The sequence below is a fragment of the Bacteroides sp. 1_1_30 genome, assembly GCF_020982715.1.
In the GTDB taxonomy this organism is placed as follows: domain Bacteria; phylum Bacteroidota; class Bacteroidia; order Bacteroidales; family Bacteroidaceae; genus Bacteroides; species Bacteroides xylanisolvens.
Map to the genome: position 1 here is coordinate 37956 of NZ_JAJKHN010000018.1, position 22361 is coordinate 60316.

General features: G+C 42.3%; 17 protein-coding genes. 7 read left to right on the plus strand and 10 right to left on the minus strand.

What is annotated here, in order from left to right; genetic code table 11:
- Positions 1–14 precede the first annotated feature (14 nt).
- Positions 15–1688, plus strand: coding sequence for a DUF5123 domain-containing protein (locus LPH68_RS06970; RefSeq protein ID WP_004299827.1), 1674 nt, complete (start codon positions 15–17; stop codon positions 1686–1688).
- Between the two features lie 33 nt (positions 1689–1721).
- Entirely contained in the window at positions 1722–3026 is a 1305-nt protein-coding gene (locus tag LPH68_RS06975; protein WP_008024514.1) for a pectinesterase family protein, read from the plus strand.
- A 36-nt stretch (positions 3027–3062) separates the two neighbouring features.
- Here LPH68_RS06975 and LPH68_RS06980 read toward each other — a convergent pair whose 3' ends face one another.
- Positions 3063–7442, minus strand: coding sequence for a two-component regulator propeller domain-containing protein (locus LPH68_RS06980; RefSeq protein WP_087316983.1), 4380 nt, complete (start codon positions 7440–7442; stop codon positions 3063–3065).
- A 212-nt stretch (positions 7443–7654) separates the two neighbouring features.
- Here LPH68_RS06980 and LPH68_RS06985 point away from each other — a divergent pair, with 212 nt between their 5' ends.
- On the plus strand, positions 7655–9196 hold the full coding sequence (locus LPH68_RS06985; protein WP_008024516.1) for a glycoside hydrolase family 28 protein: 1542 nt from the start codon (positions 7655–7657) through the stop codon (positions 9194–9196).
- A 111-nt stretch (positions 9197–9307) separates the two neighbouring features.
- Here the strand turns inward: LPH68_RS06985 and LPH68_RS06990 are convergent, their stop codons facing one another.
- The 9 genes from LPH68_RS06990 to LPH68_RS07030 form a co-directional block, all read right to left on the minus strand.
- The gene (locus tag LPH68_RS06990; protein WP_008024517.1) at positions 9308–10963 is read right to left on the minus strand and encodes an AMP-binding protein; all 1656 of its coding nucleotides are present in this window, start codon (positions 10961–10963) and stop codon (positions 9308–9310) included.
- A gap of 137 nt (positions 10964–11100) precedes the next feature.
- Positions 11101–11655, minus strand: a complete 555-nt coding sequence (locus LPH68_RS06995; RefSeq protein WP_004313803.1) for a helix-turn-helix domain-containing protein — start codon at positions 11653–11655, stop codon at positions 11101–11103.
- A gap of 40 nt (positions 11656–11695) precedes the next feature.
- Complete coding sequence (gene proC / locus LPH68_RS07000; RefSeq protein ID WP_004310476.1) at positions 11696–12469, minus strand: pyrroline-5-carboxylate reductase; 774 nt, start codon at positions 12467–12469, stop codon at positions 11696–11698.
- A 120-nt stretch (positions 12470–12589) separates the two neighbouring features.
- Entirely contained in the window at positions 12590–13723 is a 1134-nt protein-coding gene (locus LPH68_RS07005) for an aspartate aminotransferase family protein (protein WP_008024518.1), read from the minus strand.
- 38 nt (positions 13724–13761) lie between these two features.
- A complete protein-coding gene (locus LPH68_RS07010) occupies positions 13762–14151 on the minus strand; it encodes a four helix bundle protein (protein ID WP_004313801.1) in 390 nt (129 codons plus the stop codon).
- 6 nt (positions 14152–14157) lie between these two features.
- Positions 14158–15126: an N-acetyl-gamma-glutamyl-phosphate reductase gene (argC, locus tag LPH68_RS07015; RefSeq protein ID WP_004310469.1), complete on the minus strand. Its 969-nt coding sequence runs from the start codon at positions 15124–15126 to the stop codon at positions 14158–14160.
- The gene (locus LPH68_RS07020; protein WP_004310468.1) at positions 15123–16331 is read right to left on the minus strand and encodes an argininosuccinate synthase; all 1209 of its coding nucleotides are present in this window, start codon (positions 16329–16331) and stop codon (positions 15123–15125) included. Before LPH68_RS07020 ends, argC begins: the two co-directional genes overlap by 4 nt.
- 13 nt (positions 16332–16344) lie before the next feature.
- Positions 16345–16923 (minus strand): GNAT family N-acetyltransferase, encoded by a 579-nt coding sequence (locus tag LPH68_RS07025; RefSeq protein ID WP_004299851.1) that lies wholly within the window; start codon positions 16921–16923, stop codon positions 16345–16347.
- A gap of 27 nt (positions 16924–16950) precedes the next feature.
- Positions 16951–17424, minus strand: a complete 474-nt coding sequence (locus tag LPH68_RS07030) for an arginine repressor (RefSeq protein ID WP_004310466.1) — start codon at positions 17422–17424, stop codon at positions 16951–16953.
- Between the two features lie 235 nt (positions 17425–17659).
- On the opposite strand from LPH68_RS07030, the gene rhaB reads away from it, so the two are divergent.
- From rhaB to rhaD, 4 genes are all read left to right on the plus strand, one after another.
- Complete coding sequence (gene rhaB / locus LPH68_RS07035) at positions 17660–19120, plus strand: rhamnulokinase (protein ID WP_008024521.1); 1461 nt, start codon at positions 17660–17662, stop codon at positions 19118–19120.
- A 46-nt stretch (positions 19121–19166) separates the two neighbouring features.
- Positions 19167–20423: an L-rhamnose isomerase gene (locus tag LPH68_RS07040; protein WP_008018351.1), complete on the plus strand. Its 1257-nt coding sequence runs from the start codon at positions 19167–19169 to the stop codon at positions 20421–20423.
- 3 nt (positions 20424–20426) lie between these two features.
- Positions 20427–21446 carry an L-rhamnose/proton symporter RhaT gene (gene rhaT, locus LPH68_RS07045; protein ID WP_008024523.1) on the plus strand — a complete coding sequence of 340 codons (1020 nt, stop codon included), beginning with the start codon at positions 20427–20429 and terminating at the stop codon, positions 21444–21446.
- A 92-nt stretch (positions 21447–21538) separates the two neighbouring features.
- Positions 21539–22348, plus strand: a complete 810-nt coding sequence (rhaD, locus tag LPH68_RS07050; protein ID WP_004299882.1) for a rhamnulose-1-phosphate aldolase — start codon at positions 21539–21541, stop codon at positions 22346–22348.
- Positions 22349–22361 lie beyond the last annotated feature (13 nt).

Below are 22361 nucleotides of genomic sequence, written 5' to 3' on the forward strand. Positions count from 1 at the left end.
AATGGTAGGAAAAGATGAAAAGACTAGTTAATAGATTATCCGGAGCATGCCTGTATGTACTATTGGCTTTGATAGTGGGTATGTCTTCCTGTGAGGACGATGCCAATGACTGGACAGTTAATAAGAACTATGATGCTTTGTTCCGTCCGTTGACGTTCGATAAGTCGGCTACCGATGCGACTTCGGTTACATTAAGATATTCGCAGATTGTGAATGCAAAAGTCTATATTTTTGAGTTTTATACGGACAGCTTGGAGTTTAATGCGGAAAATTATGTAAGGACAGATACGATTCTGAAAGATACATTGACTGTATTTTCAGAGAGTAATACGCCTATGAGGGTGGAATATCGTACTTTGTTTCAGGAGTTCAACGGTTCTACGCAATATTCTGTTCGTATGAAAGGAGAAGATGCGCAGGGAAAGGCAAGCACTTATGTCAGTGTAGCATTTAAAACTCCGGATGAGCAATTATTTACCGGAGTGGAAGTTACAGCTAATTCCGCAACCTTGACATGGGAAGAAACGAACAGGGTAACTCATCTGACGTTGGCTCAAATGGTGGATACGAAATATGGTGAGGAAAAACAGATTGATTTGACTTCGGAAGATATAGCGGCTTGTTCAAAAACACTCTCCGAATTGGAGAATGGAGCGACCTATCGTGTTCGGATTTATAATAATGATGCATTACGTGGTTCGTATGTATTCAAGACACTGGGATTGGGTGGTAGCGAAATCCTTTTTGTGGAGGCTACGGAAACCGGAGTCATTGATTTAAGTACATTGTTATCTAATTTTGTGAAAGAGAAAGAATGTAGCAATGTAACTGTCCAACTTACTCCGGGGGCGGTGTATAAGGTAAGTGAACTAAAGATTCCGGGATTGGATAATATTTTGTTTACCAGTACGGAAGCTAATGAAAATAATCGTCCACAGCTTATTGTGACTAATAAAATATCATTGGCTTCTCCGATACAGTCTCTGTCATTCGAGTTTGTTTGCCTGAATGGAAATGGCGAGGCCAGTTATATGACGGATTGGAAAAATAGTTCTTATGCCCAGTCTATTTCATTCACAGGCTGTGCTATACAGAACATAAAACGTACGCTTGTTCGTATTAGCGATGGAAGTGGTGTGTTCATGACGGATATTACGATTGATAACTGTGTCATATCCGAAGTTGGTACGGACGGATATGGAATGATTAATTTCGGAAAAAATATCGATCAGTTGGAAAAGGTTTCTATAACGAATAGTACATTGATTAATATTGGTGACCAGTTGATGGACGTGAAAGGGGGAATCGGTGATGTGATATTGGAAAATTGTACTTTCTATAATTCTATGGATGCTAAGAAGGAATTGCCTAAAGTTTTCCGTTTCGATAATGCGGCAAGTACTCCGCCTTCTCCGAAATCTGCGACAATGCGGAATTTGATTTTCTCCGGTCCGAACAAAGGAAAGAAAATGAATAGTGGAAATGGTGCTTATGACATTTTGAACTTCTCTGATAATTGTTATATCACCTCCGACCTGCAGGAAGGCAATAACAGGTTTGAAGAAATAACGAGAATAAAACAAAGCTCGGATGACTTGTTCGTTGATCCATTAAACGGTGATTTCCATATTAAACCGGGAGCCGGGTTCGCCGGAACGGGTAATGCTGGTGATCCACGTTGGTATTAATTGATCCTATAATTGTTAGGTATAAAGAATATCATGAAGAATATTGTATTATCAATTTTATTGATGAGTGCCTGTGCAATGATTTATGCACAGGCGGACTCATCGCCTTATCAGGCTATTGTAGCTGTTGATGGTAGTGGAGATTATAAAACGGTTCAGGAAGCAATCAATGCTGTACCTGACGGACAGACGAAACCTTGGTTGATTCTGATAAAGAATGGCTTGTATAATGAGCAGGTGATTATCCCTAAGAATAAGCCATACGTACATTTAATAGGCCAGGATAAGGATAAGACCATTATTCATTTAAACTTGAATGTTGGTAGTAAACTGACCGGTAAAGAAATAGGTGGAAAAACAGCTTATTGGGAACACTCGGTTCATAATCCTTCCTCTCCAGTTTATAAATACGAGGGATCGGTAGTGGTGGTAAAAGGAGACCACTTTTATACGGAAAACATTTCGTATGTGAATGACTGGGGAGTTTTATCAGATAATGGTCCGCAGGCTTTGGCTATGAATAGTCAGGCAGATTGTGCTTCCTTTTATAATTGTAAGTTCCGTTCTTTTCAAGATACTTGGATGACTGCCAATAATGATGTCAGTCGGCACTATGTGAAAGATTGCTGGATAGAAGGCGCGGTAGACTATTTTTATGGTGGTGGTGATGTGTTGCTGGAAAACTGTACGCTTTATAATGTACGGAGTGGAGCAGTAATAGTGGCTCCTTCCCATAAAGATGCTAAATATGGTTATGCTTTTCGTAATTGCACTATAGATGGAAACAGTGAAGCGGCTGACGGACGTTTGAAGTTGGGGCGTCCATGGCATAATAATTCGAAGACGGTGTATATCAATACCATCATGCTTATCCCTGTCGCTGATGAAGGATGGACGAATATGGGAACGGTTCCCGGAATTTTTGCCGAATACAATAGTCGTGATGCACAGGGTAATGTGTTGGATTTAAGTAAACGCAAAACGGAATATCAATATAAAGACCGCCAAACCGGTAAGGAAGTATCGGGTACCTGTCAGGCAACTATAACGAAAGAGGAGGCGGACAAATATACGTACGAAAATATGATTCCGGGTAATGATGGCTGGAATCCGCGTATTATGATGGAGAAATTAGGAAGTCCGCGCAGTCTGGTTTATCAGCAAGGCACTCTTAAATGGAATCCTGTGAAAAATGCGATCGGATATATTGTATATGATGGAGAACAGATTCTCGGGACGACTACTGATACCTCTTTTCCGGTGTCGGAAATGAATTATGCTTTGAAGGTATCTGCCGTGAATCAATATGGAACGCAAGGTAAAAAAGGTGTATTGTAATTGAATATAGAAAACTGGTAAGGAAAGGGGAGGTGCTTATGAGGCATCTCCCTTTCTTTCTTTATATTCTGTAGGAGTGACTCCCATGATTTTTTTGAAGCGCCTGCTAAAGTACTTCGGGTCATTGAAACCGGTCATATAAGCAATTTGGGAGAAACTGTATTCACTTTTTTCAATTAGCTGGGCGGCTCGTTTGATGCGCATTTCACATACGAAATCTACCGGAGTCAGCCCAACAATAGATTTTAATTTTCGGTAGAATACCGTACGGCTTAACATTAGTTTGTTGGCGAAGTCGTCGATGGTGATATCTGTATTGTCCATTTGTTCCTCCATAAACGCCATTACTTGTTGCATGAATTGTTCATCGTATGGAGTCACTTGAGGTTGTGAAGGCTCCCACCCATTTATATGATCTTCTTCTTGAGTATGCTCTGACAGTTTCGATAAATATAGCTCTTGTAACTGTTTACGTTGACGGAGCAGCGACAAAATTCTGGTTTTTAAGTACGTAGAGCTGAATGGTTTGGTGATGTAGTCATCGATGCCTTGTTCCAGTCCTGCTATCCGATCATCTAAAGAAGATTTTGCTGATAGTAATATAATAGGAATATGGCAGGTGTTATGATCGGCTTTGATTGCTTTCACCATGTCTAATCCATCCATGACCGGCATCATGACATCACTGATTATCAGATCCGGAATGTACTGCTGTGCATATTTTAATCCTTCTTTTCCATTTGCTGCTTCGAGAACAGTGTAAGTCTCTGACAGGATATTCCATAGGAAATGACGTAATTCATTGTTGTCTTCGACAATAAGAATGGAAGTTTTTTCATCCTCTGCGTCGGTTTTATTTTCATTCTCTGCGTATGCTGCCTTGAAGGATGTACTATCCGAATCTTCTTCAGTAGCTTGTATCGTCGGTGAATTATTGTCACTGTCGGATAAAATAAATTCGGCTTGTTGATCGTCTGCAAATGCTTTTTCTTCCTTAGGAAGTGTGACAATGAATTCACTTCCACTTCCCGGCTCGCTTCTCACTTGGATATTTCCGTGATGTAATTCTATTAATTCGCGTACCAGTGAAAGCCCAATGCCGGATGAGGGCTGCAGGATATTGTATTGTGCCAGTGTTTCAAATCGATAAAATAGGGATTGTTGCTTTTCGGGAGCAATGCCAATGCCTTCATCAGATACGGAGATGGTGACTTGCTCCGAACCTGTTATCATATTTACCGTTACTTTCTTCCCGTTCGGTGTATATTTGAAGGCATTTGAAAGTAGATTGAAGAATATCTTTTCAAATTTGTCACGGTCTACCCATGCGTATATTTTGTCTGTATTAGTTTGAAGTTGGAAATCAATTCTCTTTTCTTTTGCTATAAGGTGGAAGCTTTCCATTATCTTCTGTAATTGGGAAACGAGTTCTGTCTTTTCTACCAACACTTTCATCTTCTTATTTTGGATTTTGCGGAAATCCAGTAGTTGATTAACCAGACGAAGCATACGTTCTGTGTTTTTATGTACCAAATTTAGATGTTCCCGAACTGTCGGAGAGATTGTTTCATGCGCTAGAATTTCTGATACAGGGCTGGATATTAAAGTTAAAGGAGTGCGTAATTCATGTGAAATATCAGTGAAGAAGCGTAATTTGATATTGGATAAATGTTGTTCCAAGTCAACCTGATGCCGCAAACGGTAGATATAGAACAGAATGTATACAATGATAGTAGTGAATAACACGAACATGACAATATAGAATAACCATGCCCAATATGTTTCCCAAAAAGTGGGTAAAACATGAATGGGGAGAATGCGTATATTATCGGTCCATACTCCGTCGCTATTGCTGGAACGGATTTGCAGTTGATATTCTCCGGCAGGTAAATTTATGTATGTTGCAGAGCGGTTATTACCGGCTTCGTTCCATTCTTCTTCCAGACCTTGCAGGCGATAAGCGTATTCGATGGCATCGGGATTTACATAATCAATGGCTGCAAATTGAAAGGTGACATTACGTTCCGAAGGATTTAGTTCCAGTTCTTTTATGTCATCAAGCGCTACATGAAGTTGACTTCCTTGTATTTTGAGTCCGGTAAATACAATAGGAGGTACATAAGAACTTTTTTTCATTTGTTCTGTGTCGATTTCAAGTATCCCTTGATTGGTTCCGAGAACGATTTTCTTTTGACTGGTTAGTGTGGGAACTGCTTCGGTGAGGTTTAGTTCTCTCTGAAAGTAATTACTTCCATAATTCTCAAATGTTCCTTGTTGTGGATTGAATTTGGATATGGTGTTTTCGGAGATTACCCATAATTGTTTTTGAGTATCTTCGAGCATTGAAAGTACCAAATCAGAAGCTAATCCGTCTTTGATTGTATAACTTTTGAATTGTATATCTTCCGTGAGTAGATTTTTAGAGATAATCTGGCTGATTCCTCCGGTGAATGTTATTACATAAGTGTTTTTTCGACTGTCAGTAAATATTTGCATGACATCATTACTGCTAAGGCTGGAATCTACATTAGGGATACGGTTGCTGTGATAGAACTTAATTTCTTCAGGCTGATCGAACTTATTGGAGAATGTAAGTAAACCATTGGTTGTGCCAATCAATAACACTCCGTTGGGGGCTTCTGCGATATGTCTTATTTTGAGTGAAGTAGAAATAGGATAGTTTTTCAGCCGGTTGCCGCTATGGATAAAGTTGGTAGAACCATCAGGGGCGTGTGATAATAGGTTGAGGCCACCTCCATAACATGCGATCCATATATTGTCATGACTATCCTGAATAATACTATAGACACTATTGTTGCTTAAACTGTATGTATCTTGTGGCTGATGGACGAATTGTTGTAAAAGATAGGAGTGCTCATTTTTCTTCTTTAGAAGGATGAGGCCGTCTTTTTTGGTTCCCATCCATATATTTCCTTGTTTATCTTCCATAAAACAGTACACACTTTTTCCGAAAGTAACCTCTTGAGGGGTGATTATACCCTGTGGAGAAAGGTAGCCTTCTAATGTCCCATCCGGACGGTAAATTCTGACGTTTCCCTTTTTGGAAGCAACCCAGAGACGTTTCTGTTTGTCGGCAAGAAAAGCACGTATTTCCAATCCATTGTCTATGGGGCGTATTTTGTATTTATTGGGATAGAAAGATATTTTGTCTACGCCCCGGTCATTGGTAATCCATACATTCTGTTGCCGGTCGGTATAATAATAACGAATAGAGGGGGCAAATAGGGAAGCGGGATTGTTTTCATCTGCAAAGTATAGTTTCAGTTGATTACTGTCGCGATCATAATAGCACAAATGCCCTTTTTGAGGACTCATCCATAGTGTACCTTCATGGTCTTCAAAGATCATGTATCGGTTGTCGCGTTCATATTGGATCAGGTTTTGTATAGGAGCTGTGAAGTGCTGTTTATCTCCTGTTTGCAGATTTAGCTTTATCACACCGGAGGTATTGGCAAAGATCCAGACTTCTCCGGTTTTGTCCTGATAAAAAAAATGAGCTTCATTGGATGGCTGGGTGGCTGTCTGTATATTAAAATGCTGGAATTTTTTCTTTTCTGTATCGTATGTTATAAATCCGTTGTCAGTTCCTAAGCCGATCCTGTCATTAGAAGGGGAAATGGAAGATATGGAATAGATATCTGTGACAGGACATGGTAGCTCCTGGAATTTTATATTTCCGTTCTTGGGATCATATATTGCGATTTTTCCGGAAGTTGAGATAAGATATATTCTCTTATTATATTCTTTGACCATTTTGAACGGATAATCGCTGTTGATTCGTTTTTTTCCGATGATGGTTACTCCCTTATCTGTCATGATCCATTCGTCCCCGTCGGAATCTTCGTAAATGTCGAATATCTTGTTTCCTTTTAAATTTTGGTTGAAACTGCTGTATAAAATGATATCTTTTCCTTCTTTGCAGGTTTGCTCATTGATTCTGAAAGCATAACCTTGTTCACAGGTGATCCACGTAATTCCTTTATTTAAGGTATAGATATTGCTGACTATGTTGGTTTGTTGCAGGGATGATTCAATAGGAAGGAGTATGTCAATAAACTTCTCTGTCTGAATATCAAATAGATATGCACGGTTATCATAAGATTTGCACCATATATCTCCGTCTTTGCTTTCTGTAATATAAGAGAAACGGTTAGTCGTTAAAGTACAGCCGTCTCCCGGAAATGCTTTGTAATTTTTAAATGTGTATCCGTCAAATTTGTTCAGGCCATTCCAGGTGGCGAACCAAAGAAATCCTTTTTTGTCTTGCATTATATTCACTACTACTCCTTGCGAAAGACCATTATTGACAGAGAAGTGTTTAATCTGGCAAAGAGGTTGAGCTGCTACAGTCAGACTGGTGTATAAGCATAAAAGGAAAACATAGAGTGTCTTCATGATATTATAAATTATGTGTAGAGCAAAAATAAATAAAACTGGATTAAAAAGGAAATTTAAAATAGTGATTGAACATAAAATGCACGCTTTTGCATATTTAATCCACCTGTCTATCCTCTATCAAGCACAATTATTACCCTATAAGGGGAGAAGATACCTCGTACTTTTGTTTTGACAATTAGAACTGGTAAAATTTTAAATGAAAACTATAAATGAAACGTCTATTTATTTGTGTAGTGGGACTTGTTATAGCCGTAACCGCATGGTCTCGTACCTTTAATATGAAGGAGCTTGGAGCTGATCCCCGAGGTATTGAATCTTGTACGGAGTTAATAAACCAAACGATTGAAAAAGCATCTTCTGAAGGTGGAGGAACTATTTATTTCCCGGCAGGTGTTTATTTGACAGCCACTATCTACATGAAAAATAATATAACTTTGTATGTGGAGTCCGGAGCTGTTCTTCGTTTTTCAGATCGTTTTGAAGATTATCTTCCTTTTGTGAAGATTCGTTGGGAAGGTACAGTGATGAATACTTTGTCTCCCCTGATTTATGCGCATGATGCGGAGAATTTGACTATAACCGGGCGTGGAACGTTGGACGGTAATGGATTCAAATGGTGGAGCTGGGAGAAAGAAACACGGGAGCTGATTAAAAAGAACGGAGGAAAATTGCCTGCTTTGAATAAACTACAACGAATGTGGGAAGAGGCTAATGAAGAACTGGAAATTTCGGATTATTATAAACCTTCTTTAGAGCGTCGTATGTTTCGGCCTCCTTTTATTCAGTTTTATGAATGTAACAATGTGTTGATAGAGAATGTGAAAATTGTCAATTCTCCTTTTTGGACCATAAATCCGGCTTTTTGTGATAATGTAACAGTGCATGGAGTGACGATATATAACCCTTCAAAAGACCCAAAAGGTCCCAATACGGATGGAATAAACCCTTCTTCTTGCCGGAATGTGCGTATTTCTGATTGTTTTATTAGTGTAGGGGATGATTGTATTACAATTAAATCGGGGCGTGATGCTGATGGACGGAAATATGGAAAGGCATGTGAAAATATAACGATAACTAATTGTGTTATGCTTTCCGGTCATGGAGGGGTAGTTATTGGTAGTGAAATGTCAGGCGGTGTAAGGAGAGTGACAATTTCTAATTGTGTTTTCGATGGTACGGATTCCGGTATTCGCTTGAAATCTTCTCGTGGGAGAGGAGGAGTTGTTGAAGAGCTTCGGGTAGATAATATCGTCATGAAGAATATTCAGCGGAATGCCTTCATCTTTGATTTGTTCTATGATAAAGAATCAAAAGTGGAACCTGTCAGTGAACGGACTCCTGTTTTCCGGAACATTCATTTGAGTAATATCACAGGTTCTGATATCAAGCAAATTGGTTATATTAAAGGGATTGAAGAAATGCCTGTACAAGGTTTGTCCTTTTCAAATATTAATATGAAGGCAGAGGTTGGATTTATAGTTGATATTGCTGAAGATATTCGTTTTGATAATGTGGATTTCTCTTCGCAGACTGGTTCACCGTGGCAATTCAGTAAGTGTAAGCAGATTGTTCTGAATAATGTTAGATCGAAGTATCCTGTAAACCAACACCCGATTGTTACTTTTGAAGATGTCGATAATGCTATTATTAATAATTGTTTTCAGATGACTCCTGTGAAGGATTTTTATAAAGCTAATAACAGTCATATTATTGAAGGACATAATTATTGGAAAAAAGAGAGTTTTAAATAAACAGGAACTATCATATTATTTCTGTTGAATTTTATTGTTGGGTAGATATGAGAAGAACGATATTACATCATCTGTAATATCGTTCTTCTATTGATTAGAGTTGTTTATAATTTACTTCTTATCGTTTTCGCGAATCTCCACCCGGCGGATCTTACCGCTGATTGTTTTAGGTAGCTCTTCTACGAACTCGATGACACGCGGATATTTATAAGGAGCAGTCACTTTCTTCACGTGGTTCTGTAATTCCTTAATCAGTTCCTCTCCGGCACGTGCTTTATAGTCTTTGGATAGAACAATCGTAGCTTTTACTACCTGGCCGCGAATCTCGTCGGGTACTCCGGTAATAGCACATTCCACAACAGCCGGATGAGTCATCAACGCACTTTCCACTTCGAATGGGCCGATGCGGTAACCGGAACTCTTGATTACGTCGTCTGCACGACCGACAAACCAAAGGTAGCCATCCTCGTCTTTCCAGGCAACATCGCCGGTGTAATAAATACCATCGTGCCAAGCTTCGTGAGTGCGTTCCGCATCCCGGTAGTATTCTTTGAAAAGTCCGAGAGGTTTACCTTTGCTGGTGCGGATTACAATTTGTCCTTGCTCACCCGCTTCAACAGAGCGGCCTTCATGGTCGATCAAGTCTACATCATATTGAGGATTCGGAAGCCCCATGCTTCCCGGTTTCGGTTCCATCCAAGGCATGGTGGCGATGGTAAGGGTTGTTTCTGTTTGTCCGAAACCTTCCATCAGTTTGATACCCGTCAGCTTCTTGAAAGTTTCAAATACAGCGGGGTTCAATGCTTCTCCGGCAATGGTGCAGTATTTAAGTGAAGACAAGTCGTACTTTGTCAGGTCTTCGTGAATCAAGAACCGGAAGATGGTAGGAGGTGCACAGAGAGAGGTGACATGATATTCCTGGATTTTTTCCAGAATAGCTGCCGGGGTAAACTTCTCGTGGTCGTAGACGAAGATATTGGCTCCGGCAATCCACTGTCCGTAGAGTTTGCCCCATACCGCTTTTCCCCAGCCGGTATCGGCAATGGTGAGGTGAAGACTGTTCTCGTCCAGGTTGTGCCAAAAACTACCGGTAACGATATGACCTAACGGATAAGTAAAGTCATGTGCCACCATCTTAGGTTCACCGGTAGTGCCGGAAGTAAAATACATCAGAGAGATGTCGTCGTTAGTGTTCGCATGGCGCGGACGTACAAACGGAGCAGCATTTTCGATACCCTGATGGAAATCTTCGAAGCCTTCCGGGATTTCCGGACCGACACTGACTAACTTTTCAACCGTGGGACATTCGGGAAGAGCATCTTTGATATGTTGCAGGATGATTCCTTCGCCGGCAGCTACGATCATTTTGATGTCGGCAGCGTTGCAGCGATAGATAATATCCTTCTTGGTCAGCAAGTGAGTAGCCGGAATGACAGTTGCTCCTAGTTTGTGAAGAGCGATGGTGCTATACCAGAACTCATAACGGCGTTTCAGAATCAGCATCACCATGTCGCCACGGCCGATACCCAGACTCTGGAAGTAAGAAGCGGTCATGTCCGTAGAGCGTTTCATGTCGGCAAATGAGAATTGGCGACTTTCGCCTTTGTCATTTGTCCAGAGTAAAGCGTTCTTGTCAGGTTGTTCGGTAGCCCAGGCGTCTACTACGTCATAGCCGAAGTTGAAGTTCTCCGGGACGTTTATTTTCAAGTTTTTGATAAAATCCTCTTGCGAATTGAAAGAGGTCTGTGATAAAAATCTTTCTACCATGATGTTATGGATTATGTGAATGAAGAATGAAAAATGAAAAATGAAGAATTTTTCCATGCGTATTATTTATACAGTGCAACATAATTCTTCATTCTTCATTTTTCATTCTTCATTCTTCATTCTTCATTTTTTTATTATTACATAATTACTGCCAGAAAACGTACTGTTTTGCCATCGAGCGCTTTCATGCCATGTGGAAGTTTAGAGTTAAAATAGATACTGTCGCCTTGGTTGAGGATGATTTCTTTGCCTTCGATGTTGATAAGCATACGTCCTTCGATGACAAGGTTGAATTCTTGTCCGTTATGTTGGTTATAATGGATTGGTTCGTCGTTTGCTTTCGGTTCAACAGTGACGATGAACGGATCGGCGGTACGGTTCATGAATCCTGAAGCCAGTGATTGGTATTTATAAGCTTTGGTACGTTCGATGCTGACTCCTTTGCCGGCACGGGTCACGAAGTAGCTGCTCATTTTAGGCTCTTCACCAAACATCAGGGCGTCGAGAGCTATATTATACGTGCGGGCTATTTTTTGTAACATGCTGACAGAGATATCGTAGTCTCCGGTTTCTGCAAGTCGGTATTCTTCGGCAGAGATGTCGCTGTCGCGGGCGATATCCTCTGCGGTCAGTTCCAGTACATCACGTAATCCGCGGAGGCGTTCTGCGATCTGTTTAATTTGTTCATTCATACAAGTGGTTCGTATTTTTATGATTAATAATTCTATGGTATTATTTGGAGGCTTTCATGGCTTTGATGATAGCGGAGGTGAATCCGTTGTGTTCCAGTTCATTGATCCCCTTGATTGTGATTCCGCCCGGAGTGGTGACCTTGTCGATTTCTACGCTGGGGTGGGTGTCGTTGTTCTGAATCAGTGCGGCTGCTCCTTTTAAGGATTGTGCTATCATCTGCATGGCATCTTTGGGACGAAGTCCCATTTCGATTCCGGCTTGCATGGCTGCCTGAACGTATTTCAATACGTAAGCGATACCGCAGGAGGTCAATGCGGTGGCTGCCGCTATTTTATCTTCGGGAATAAGCATCACTGTTCCCATCTCGCTGAACAACCGGAGGATGAATTTGTCTTGTTCATCGTTCGTATTGCGGGCGGCAACAAGCGTCATACTTTCCAGTTCGCTGATAGCGGTGTTCGGAATCAGGCGGAACATGGCCATTTCCGGTGCTACGACATAATGAGCCAGTTCTTCAAAACTGATGCCGGCAGCTACGGAGATGAGTATCTGTTTGCTTTTCAGTTTCAATTCGCGCATCACCGGTTCCATAAACCACGGTTTGACAGCAAGGATGACAATATCTGCGCCTGTGGCAGCTTCCACATTGCTGTTGGTGATAGAGATACCCGGAAATTCCTTTTTCAGTTTCTCTAGTTTTCCGGCACTCGGATTGGACACAATGATGTCCGAATCGTCTATCAGACTTCCTTTTGCCAGGCCACGGGCTATTGAACCGCCCATGTTTCCTGCACCGATAATGGCTATTTTCATATACGCTTATTTTTAATGAGTTGTTAAAGGCAAAGGTAACAGTTAATTACGAAAAAACAAAAAGCAGCCGGAATAAGAAATAAATTTCTAATAAAGGCTGCTTTTATCGTTGGCTGTTTATTAATCAAATGAGCGGAGTACTTTCTTGAACCGGGCAAGGAAGTCTTCTGCTTCCTCCATAGTAAGACAGAGAGGAGGTAACAGTCGAAGTACATTCGTACCGCTTGCTCCGGTAAATACATGCTCATCATAGATGAGGCGGCTGCGTAGTTCTTTGATGGGTTCTTCGAATTCGAGTCCGATCATGAGTCCGCGTCCGCGTACCTCTTTTATTTGCGGGAATTTCTTCAGTTCTTCCAGTAAGTAGTTGCCTACTACCTTTGCGTTTTCTATCAGATTTTCTTGCTCAATGACGTCCATCACAGCGAGTGCTGCCGAGCATGCCAGATGGTTTCCACCGAAGGTAGTTCCCAATTGACCATATACCGGTTTAAACATCGGGCTGATTAGGACACCTGCCATCGGGAAACCGTTGCCGATACCTTTGGCTACAGTGATGAGGTCCGGCTTGATGTCATTATATTGATGGGCGAAGAATTTACCGCTACGTCCGTATCCGCTCTGAATTTCATCGAGAATCAGGATCGTTCCTGTTTCGCTGCAAGCTTTGCGGAGTTCCTGCATAAATTCGGTGGTCGGTATCTTGATACCGCCTACCCCTTGTATTCCTTCAATGATAACAGCACATGTGTCGCCTTTAGACAATTCCTGTTTCATCGCTTCAATGTCGTTGAGCGGGAGATAGGTGACATGACCGTTATTGTTGATAGGAGCGATGATGGAAGGATTTTGAGTCGCTTCTACCGCCAGAGACGTACGTCCGTGAAACGCCTTATTGAAAGATACGATTTTGGTACGTCCGTTGTGGAAGGAAGCGAGTTTCAGTGCATTTTCGTTCGCTTCGGCACCGCTGTTAATCAGGAACAGGCTGTAGTCATCATAACCGGAAATCTTTCCCAGTCGTTCGGCTACCTTTTGTTGGAGCTTGTTGATGACGGAGTTTGAGTAGAAACCAAGTTTAGCTACCTGGTTGCTGATCATCGCTACATAGTGAGGATGCGCGTGTCCGATAGAGATAACGGCGTGACCTCCGTAGAGATCCAGATATTCTGTTCCGTTCTCATCCCATACCTTGCAACCGTCGCCCTTGACAATGTTGATGTTATATAAAGGATATACGTCGAATAATTTCATAATAATTAAATGAAGAATTAAGAATGAAGAATGAAGAATTAGGTTACTTCATGGTTCATTTGATTATTTTTGGCAGTTTTGATTGAAGAAACAAGCAGAGCTATGAGTTCTCCACAATCAATCTCCATACTATTAAAAGCATTAGAATCGATATAATCTGAATCTTTTAAAAGATTCAACCAATAGTCGGTTTCATTAGCTTCCTTTAATGATATACTTAGTTTATTAATGAAGTCAGCATTGCTTTGGGCAAATTCGGATTCTCGAATTGAAGCTCCAATAGAAGTGCCGGAACGAAGAATTTGTTTGCTGAGGATGAACTCTTGTTTCATTTCTCGAAGATATTTAGTCATTTGTACAATTCGAAGTGCAAATGAATAGCTTTTTGTATTCAATAATGAATTTGTTCTATTGTGGCAATTCTTCATTCTTCATTAAAACGCTGAAGGCTTCAAACGTAGTCCTACGGTTTCTTCCAGATTGAACATCAGGTTCATGTTATGAACCGCTTGTCCGCTGGCGCCTTTCAGCAAATTGTCGATACAAGAGATAATCAATAGTTTGTCACCGTGTTTCTCCAGATGTATCAGGCACTTATTAGTATTAACGACTTGTTTCAAGTCAATATTCTTGTCTACGATGTGTACAAAGGAGTCTTTTGCATAATATTCTTCATACATACGAACGATTTCTTCCAGTGCTACTTTGGTTTTGACTACCAGCGTTGCAAAGATACCACGGGCGAAATCTCCACGGTATGGAATGAAGTCGATCTCCGCATCGAAACTGTTTTGCAGCTGTTTCAGTGATTGCTTGATTTCCGGAACATGCTGGTGCTCGAATGCTTTGTACACACTCATATTGTTGTTTCTCCAACTGAAATGACTGGTAGCACCCGGTTTCACTCCGGCTCCCGTACTTCCTGTAATGGCATTTACCATTACATCATCCGTCAGCATCAGATTCTTGGCAAGCGGAAGCAAACCGAGCTGGATGCAGGTTGCAAAACAGCCGGGATTGGCTACGTGCTTTGCCGTACAAGTGGCACGGCGGTTCAGTTCCGGCAGGCCGTAGATAAAGTCGTGGTCGTCGCTCATAATGCGGTAGTCCATCGAGAGGTCGATAATCTTCAGGTCTTCCGGTATGTTGTGACTTTCCATGAATTTCTTTGTATCGCCGTGGGCGGTGCAGAAAAAGAGAACATCGATTTCGTCCAGAGGTAACTGGTCGGTGAATCTTAGATCTGTTTCTCCATACAAGCCTTCGTGTACGTCGGTAATTCTGTTTCCGGCATTACTGCTGCTGTTGATAAATACGATTTCAGTTTCCGGATGGTTGAGCAGCAGACGGATTAATTCGCCTGCTGTATATCCTGCGCCACCAATGATTCCTGCTTTAATCATATCTCTTCGTCTTTGTGGTTATTATAGTAAACACGTAGCGGAGTAGAAGTGACTTTGATAAAGCCTTTGGCGTCTTCGGCTGTCCAGCCTTTCTGCATTTCACCGTATTCTCCGAATTTAGTCTTCACCAGATCGTCTTCCGATTCTACACCTACGGTAGAGAAGGAGAGAGGGCGAAGCTCGAGGATAGCCGTACCGTTTACGTTACGCTGGCTTTCCTGCAACATCGCTTCGATGTCACGCATCACCGGTTCGAGGTATTGGCTTTCGTGGAGGAACATACCGTACCAGTTGGCTACCTGGTCTTTCCAGTATTGTTGCCATTTGCTCAATGTATATTTCTCAAGGAAGCGATGGGCGCCGATAATCAACATCGGAGCAGCTGCTTCGAATCCTACACGGCCTTTGATACCGATAATTGTATCACCCACGTGCATGTCACGGCCGATACCGTATGCTGCACCAATTTCTTCCACTTTCTGGATGGCTTTGATCGGGTCGTCAAACTTCTCGTCGTTGACAGCTTTCAGTTCCCCTTTTTCGAAAGTCAGGCGGAGCTGTTCGCTGCCTTCTTTTTCAACATGTTTGAGGTAGGCTGTTTCCGGGAGTCCTTGCGCGGAGTCGAGAATTTCGCCACCACAGATAGAAGTACCCCACAAACCTACATTATAAGAGTATTTCAGTTTGGTGAAGTCCGCGCTGAAACCATGTTTGTTCAGATAATCAATTTCTTCCTGACGGCTCAATGCCATGTCACGGGTCAATGTGATGATTTCCACATTGGGAGCCAGTACGAGGAAAGTCATGTCGAAACGGATTTGGTCGTTCCCTGCTCCGGTAGAACCGTGTGCGATGGCATCCGCACCGATTTCGTTGGCATAGCGTGCGATGGCCAATGCCTGGAAAATACGTTCGGAACTAACAGAAATAGGATAAGTACCGTTACGCAGCACATTTCCGAAAACCATGTATTTCAGGCTCTTTTCGTAGTATTCCTGGGTAACGTCCAGCGTCACGTATTTCACTGCTCCCAGTTTATAAGCATTTTCTTCGTTTGTTTTCAGTTGTTCTTCGCTGAAACCACCCGTATTGGCACAAGCTGCATATACTTCGTAACCTTTTTCTTTGGCGAGGTACATGACGGTGAACGATGTGTCCAGTCCGCCGCTGAATGCCACCACTACTTTTTTCTTCTTTTCTTCCATAGTGCTGTATCTTTTAAATGTTATTTCTTTCTTGTTCTTTTTTAATGTTCCGCGGCTCTGTCGGATCGTACAGCATGGCTGTGCAGATGCAGAACTTGCGGTTTTTCGCTACCAGAATATCATGGTTGATACATCCTTCGCATCCTTTCCAGAAAGCTTCGTCGTCTGTCAGTTCGTTGAAGGTGACAGGCACATAACCCAGTTCGGTGTTCATCTTCATGACAGCTGCTCCGGAGGTCAGACTGAATATTTTTGCTTTCGGCCATCGGAGACGTGCCAGTTGGAAAGAAGCTTGTTTAATACGTTTTGCCAGTCCTAATCCACGGAAATCGGGATGAACGATCAGACCGGAAGTAGCCACGTATTGCTTGTTTCCCCATGATTCGATGTAGGTGAATCCGGCAAAAGTATCGCCACAAAGAGCAATAATCGCCTTACCTTCTTTCATCTTTGTCGCTACGTATTCGTGTGTACGTTCCGCAATTCCTGTTCCTCGTACGGCGGCAGCATTTCTGATAGTTTCCAAAATAGTGTCAACGTAAACCTCATGTGAGGCGTCGGCTACCATAACATCTATTTGTTGAGTGTCCATTTCTTTATTATATAATAATAGGTATAATTATTCGATATTGGGAATGATGAGTGACAGAAGCTGACGTATTTTGCTGATGGCAACTCCTTCACGCAACACCAACATGATTGTATCGTCACCGGCAATGGTTCCCAGAATTTCACTGAATTCATTGTTGTCGATGTCATACGCCATGCTACTCGCATAACCGGGACGGGTGCGGATAACGGCAATGTTACCGGAAAACTGTAAAGAGATAAATCCGTTGTTACGTAACATTTCACCGGCACTCTGGTCGGTAGAACGTTTATACATAATGTTGTTCGGCAGTACGTATACGTACTTCCCGTTCATACTGGCAGCCTTGGCTACTTTCAATTGTTTCAAGTCGCGGGAGAGGGTGGCCTGTGTCAGTTCGAAGCCTTCGCGGTTCAGCTCTTGCAACAGTTCTTCCTGCGAACCGACCTCCTTGCTTGAGATAATCATTTTGATGGCGTCTAACCGATTTGCTTTCTTCTTCATTGTATAATTATTCTAAGAATGGCGCAAAAGTATGCATTATTTTGGAGAAAATATGCATAAAACCAAAGTTTTTTTGCATAAAAGTGAAAAATATGCTAAACGGTGAGAGTCTGCTTTTTTGTTTTGTGTCAAAATGTATACCCTTTCAATCAAAATACATAAGGAAAGGGAGGAGGGAATCGCCTATCTTTGCCATGTAGGTAAATGGATACCTTAAATATATAGACAGAATACCATGAAACAAAACTTTTTTGCAGTCGACCTGGGCGCAACGAGCGGCCGTACAATCTTAGGAACTTTCATCGAAGGCGGATTAAATCTGGAAGAGATTAATCGTTTTCCTAACCACCTGATTGAAGTGGGTGGACATTTCTATTGGGATATTTATGCATTATATCGTCATATTATTGACGGATTGAAGTTGGTGGCTCATCGTGGCGAATCCATTGCTTCTATCGGTATTGATACCTGGGGAGTGGATTTTGTATGCGTCGGAAAAGACGGTAACCTGCTTCGTCAACCATACGCGTACCGTGATCCTCATACGGTAGGTGCACCGGAAGCTCTTTTTTCCCGTATTTCGCGTAGTGAAGTCTATGGCAAAACGGGTATTCAGATTATGAATTTTAATTCACTTTTTCAATTAGATACTTTACGTCGCAATCACGACAGCGCATTGGAGGCGGCAGATAAAATTCTGTTTATGCCGGATGCATTAAGTTATATGCTGACCGGAGAGATGGTGACGGAATATACAATTGCTTCGACAGCGCAGCTGGTAAATGCTCAAACACGCCGTTTGGAACCGGAGTTGCTGAAAGCAGTAGGTTTGAGTGAAAAGAATTTCGGACGTTTTGTATTTCCGGGTGAAAAGGTGGGAGTATTGACGGAAGAAGTGCAAAAGATAACCGGACTGGGGGCAATTCCTGTAATTGCAGTAGCCGGCCATGATACCGGTTCTGCTGTTGCTGCCGTTCCGGCATTGGATCGCAACTTTGCTTATTTGAGTAGCGGAACCTGGTCACTGATGGGAGTTGAAACGGATGCTCCGGTGATTAATGCCGAAACGGAAGCGTTGAACTTTACCAATGAAGGTGGTGTGGAAGGAACTATCCGTCTATTGAAGAATATCTGTGGAATGTGGTTGCTGGAACGTTGCCGTCTGAATTGGGGAGATACAAGTTATCCTGAATTAATCAGTGAGGCGGATGCTTGTGAACCGTTCCGTAGTCTGATTAATCCGGATGATGACTGTTTCGCGAATCCTGCGGACATGGAAAAAGCTATTACAGAATATTGCCGGGCTACCGGACAGTCGGTTCCCGAGAAACGCGGACAAGTAGTGCGTTGCATCTTTGAAAGTTTGGCTTTGCGTTATCGCCAGGTGTTGGAGAATTTGCGTTCACTTTCTCCCCGTCCGATTGAAACATTGCACGTGATTGGCGGAGGTAGCCGGAATGATTTGCTGAACCAGTTTACTGCCAATGCGATAGGAATTCCTGTGGTAGCCGGTCCATCTGAAGCAACAGCCATCGGTAATGTGATGATTCAGGCCATGGCGGCAGGCGAAGCGACGGATGTTGCCGGTATGCGGCAGTTAATTAACCGTTCTATCCCGTTGAAGACTTATCAACCACAAGACACGGAAGCTTGGGATGCGGCTTATATCCATTTTAAAAATTGCGTTCGGAAATAAATAGAACGATCGACAGAATAATCATTTTTAAAACTAATAGAATATCATGAAAAAAGAAGAACTGATTCAGAAAGCGTATGAGATTGCTGTGGAACGTTATGCAGCAGTAGGTGTGGACACCGAACAAGTATTGAAAACGATGCAGGATTTTCATTTGTCACTTCACTGCTGGCAGGCTGACGACGTTGCAGGATTTGAAGTACAGGCCGGCTCATTGACCGGAGGTATTCAGGCAACCGGTAATTATCCGGGCAAAGCTCGTAATATTGATGAATTGCGTGCTGACATTTTGAAAGCTGCTTCTTATATTCCGGGTACTCATCGTCTGAACCTGCACGAAATCTATGGAGATTTCCAGGGTAAGGTGGTAGACCGTGACCAGGTAGAACCGGAACATTTCAAGAGCTGGATCGAATGGGGTAAAGAACATAACATGAAGCTCGATTTCAACTCTACTTCTTTCTCTCATCCGAAATCAGGTGACTTGTCTCTTTCTAATCCTGATGAAGGCATCCGTCAGTTCTGGATTGAACATACCAAACGCTGTCGTGCCGTTGCGGAAGAAATGGGTAAGGCACAAGGGGATCCGTGTATCATGAATCTTTGGGTACATGACGGAAGCAAGGATATTACGGTAAATCGGATGAAATATCGTGCATTGTTGAAAGATTCTTTGGATCAGATCTTCGCTACCGAATATAAGAATATGAAGGATTGTATCGAATCTAAGGTGTTCGGTATCGGTCTGGAAAGCTATACAGTGGGTTCTAATGACTTCTATATCGGTTATGGTGCTTCTCGTAACAAGATGATTACACTGGATACCGGTCACTTCCATCCAACAGAAAGTGTAGCTGATAAAGTATCTTCACTGTTGCTTTATGTGCCTGAATTGATGTTGCACGTGAGCCGTCCGGTTCGTTGGGATTCAGACCATGTTACTATCATGGATGATCCGACAATGGAACTGTTCAGCGAAATCGTTCGCTGCGGTGCTTTGGACCGTGTACATTATGGTCTTGACTACTTCGATGCATCTATCAACCGTATTGGTGCATACGTAATCGGTAGTCGTGCCGCACAGAAATGTATGACTCGTGCTCTGCTCGAACCGATTGCCAAGTTGCGCGAATACGAAGCAAACGGACAGGGATTCCAACGTCTGGCTTTGCTCGAAGAAGAAAAGGCGCTTCCTTGGAATGCAGTTTGGGATATGTTCTGCTTGAAGAACAATGTTCCTGTTGGTGAAGATTTCATCGCAGAAATTGAAAAGTACGAAGCCGAAGTAACTTCTAAACGATAAGTTATGGAAATCTTAATCGGCTTATTGATTATAGCCATCGGTAGCTTTTGCCAGTCCAGTTCTTATGTACCTATCAAAAAGGTAAAAGAATGGAGCTGGGAAAGCTTCTGGTTAATACAAGGTGTATTTGCCTGGTTAGTGTTCCCGTTCCTGGGTTCACTACTGGGTGTACCCCAAGAGAGCAGTTTGTTCGACTTGTGGGGAGCAGGAGGTGCTGGAATGAGCATCTTTTATGGTATATTGTGGGGAGTAGGAGGGTTGACTTTCGGACTTTCCATGCGCTATTTGGGTGTTGCGCTCGGACAGAGTATCTCACTGGGTACTTGTGCCGGTTTCGGTACCCTTCTTCCGGCTCTTTTTGCCGGTACAAACTTGTTTGAAGGTAACGGGCTGATTCTTTTGTTGGGTGTTTGCATCACGTTGGCAGGTATTGCTATTATCGGGTATGCCGGTAGCTTGCGTGCGCAAAACATGAGTGAAGAAGAAAAACGTGCTGCCGTAAAAGACTTTGCATTGACAAAAGGGTTACTGGTTGCACTTTTGGCTGGTGTCATGAGTGCCTGCTTTGCTTTGGGACTGGATGCGGGAACACCTATCAAAGAAGCCGCTTTGGCTGGTGGAGTGGAAGGACTTTATGCCGGTCTTCCGGTTATCTTTCTAGTTACGCTTGGAGGCTTCCTGACAAATGCAGCTTACTGTTTGCAACAGAATGTAGCTAATAAATCGATGGGTGACTATGCTAAAGGAAAAATGTGGGGCAATAATCTAGTGTTCTGTGCGTTGGCTGGTGTACTATGGTATATGCAGTTTTTCGGATTGGAAATGGGTAAGAGCTTCCTCACCGAAAGCCCGGTGTTACTGGCTTTCTCCTGGTGTATCCTGATGGCATTGAACGTAACCTTTAGTAATGTTTGGGGAATAATTCTGAAAGAATGGAAAGGGGTGTCAAACAAGACCATAACTGTGCTGATAGCTGGTCTGATCGTACTTATCTTCTCTTTAGTATTCCCAAATTTGTTTTAAAAAAATCAAGAACGGATTACACGGATTACGCAGTTTTTTTATAACTTGCGGCAAAATCCATGTAATCCGTGCCTAATTAAAATATATATATAATGAAATCAATTTTAGAGAATCGTCCGGCACTTGCCAAAGAAGTAAACAAGGTAGCAGAAGTTGCCGGATACTTGTGGCAGAAAGGATGGGCTGAACGTAATGGTGGTAATATCACTGTTAATATCACAGAGTTTGTAGACGATGAAATCCGTCAGATGAAGCCGATCAGCGAAGTAAAATCTATCGGTGTGACTCTTCCTTATCTGAAAGGCTGCTATTTCTACTGCAAGGGAACTAATAAACGCATGCGTGATTTAGCCCGCTGGCCGATGGAAAATGGTTCGGTAATCCGTATTCTGGATGACTGTGCCAGCTATGTGATTATTGCGGATGAGGCTGTAGCCCCGACATCGGAATTACCTTCTCACTTGAGCGTACACAATGACCTATTGAGCAAAAACTCTCCTTATAAAGCATCTGTACACACACACCCGATTGAACTGATTGCCATGACACATTGTCCGAAATTTCTGGAAAAAGATGTGGCTACCAATCTGTTGTGGAGTATGATTCCTGAAACAAAGGCATTCTGCCCGCGTGGTTTGGGTATCATTCCTTATAAATTACCTAGCTCGGTGGAATTGGCTGAAGCTACCATCAAAGAATTGCAGGATTACGATGTGGTGATGTGGGAGAAACATGGCGTATTTGCAGTGGATTGCGATGCGATGCAGGCATTCGATCAGATTGATGTACTCAATAAGTCGGCTCTGATTTATATCGCAGCTAAAAATATGGGCTTCGAACCGGATGGTATGAGTCAGGAACAGATGAAAGAAATGTCAGTAGCTTTCAATCTTCCTAAATAAGATTTATACTAGT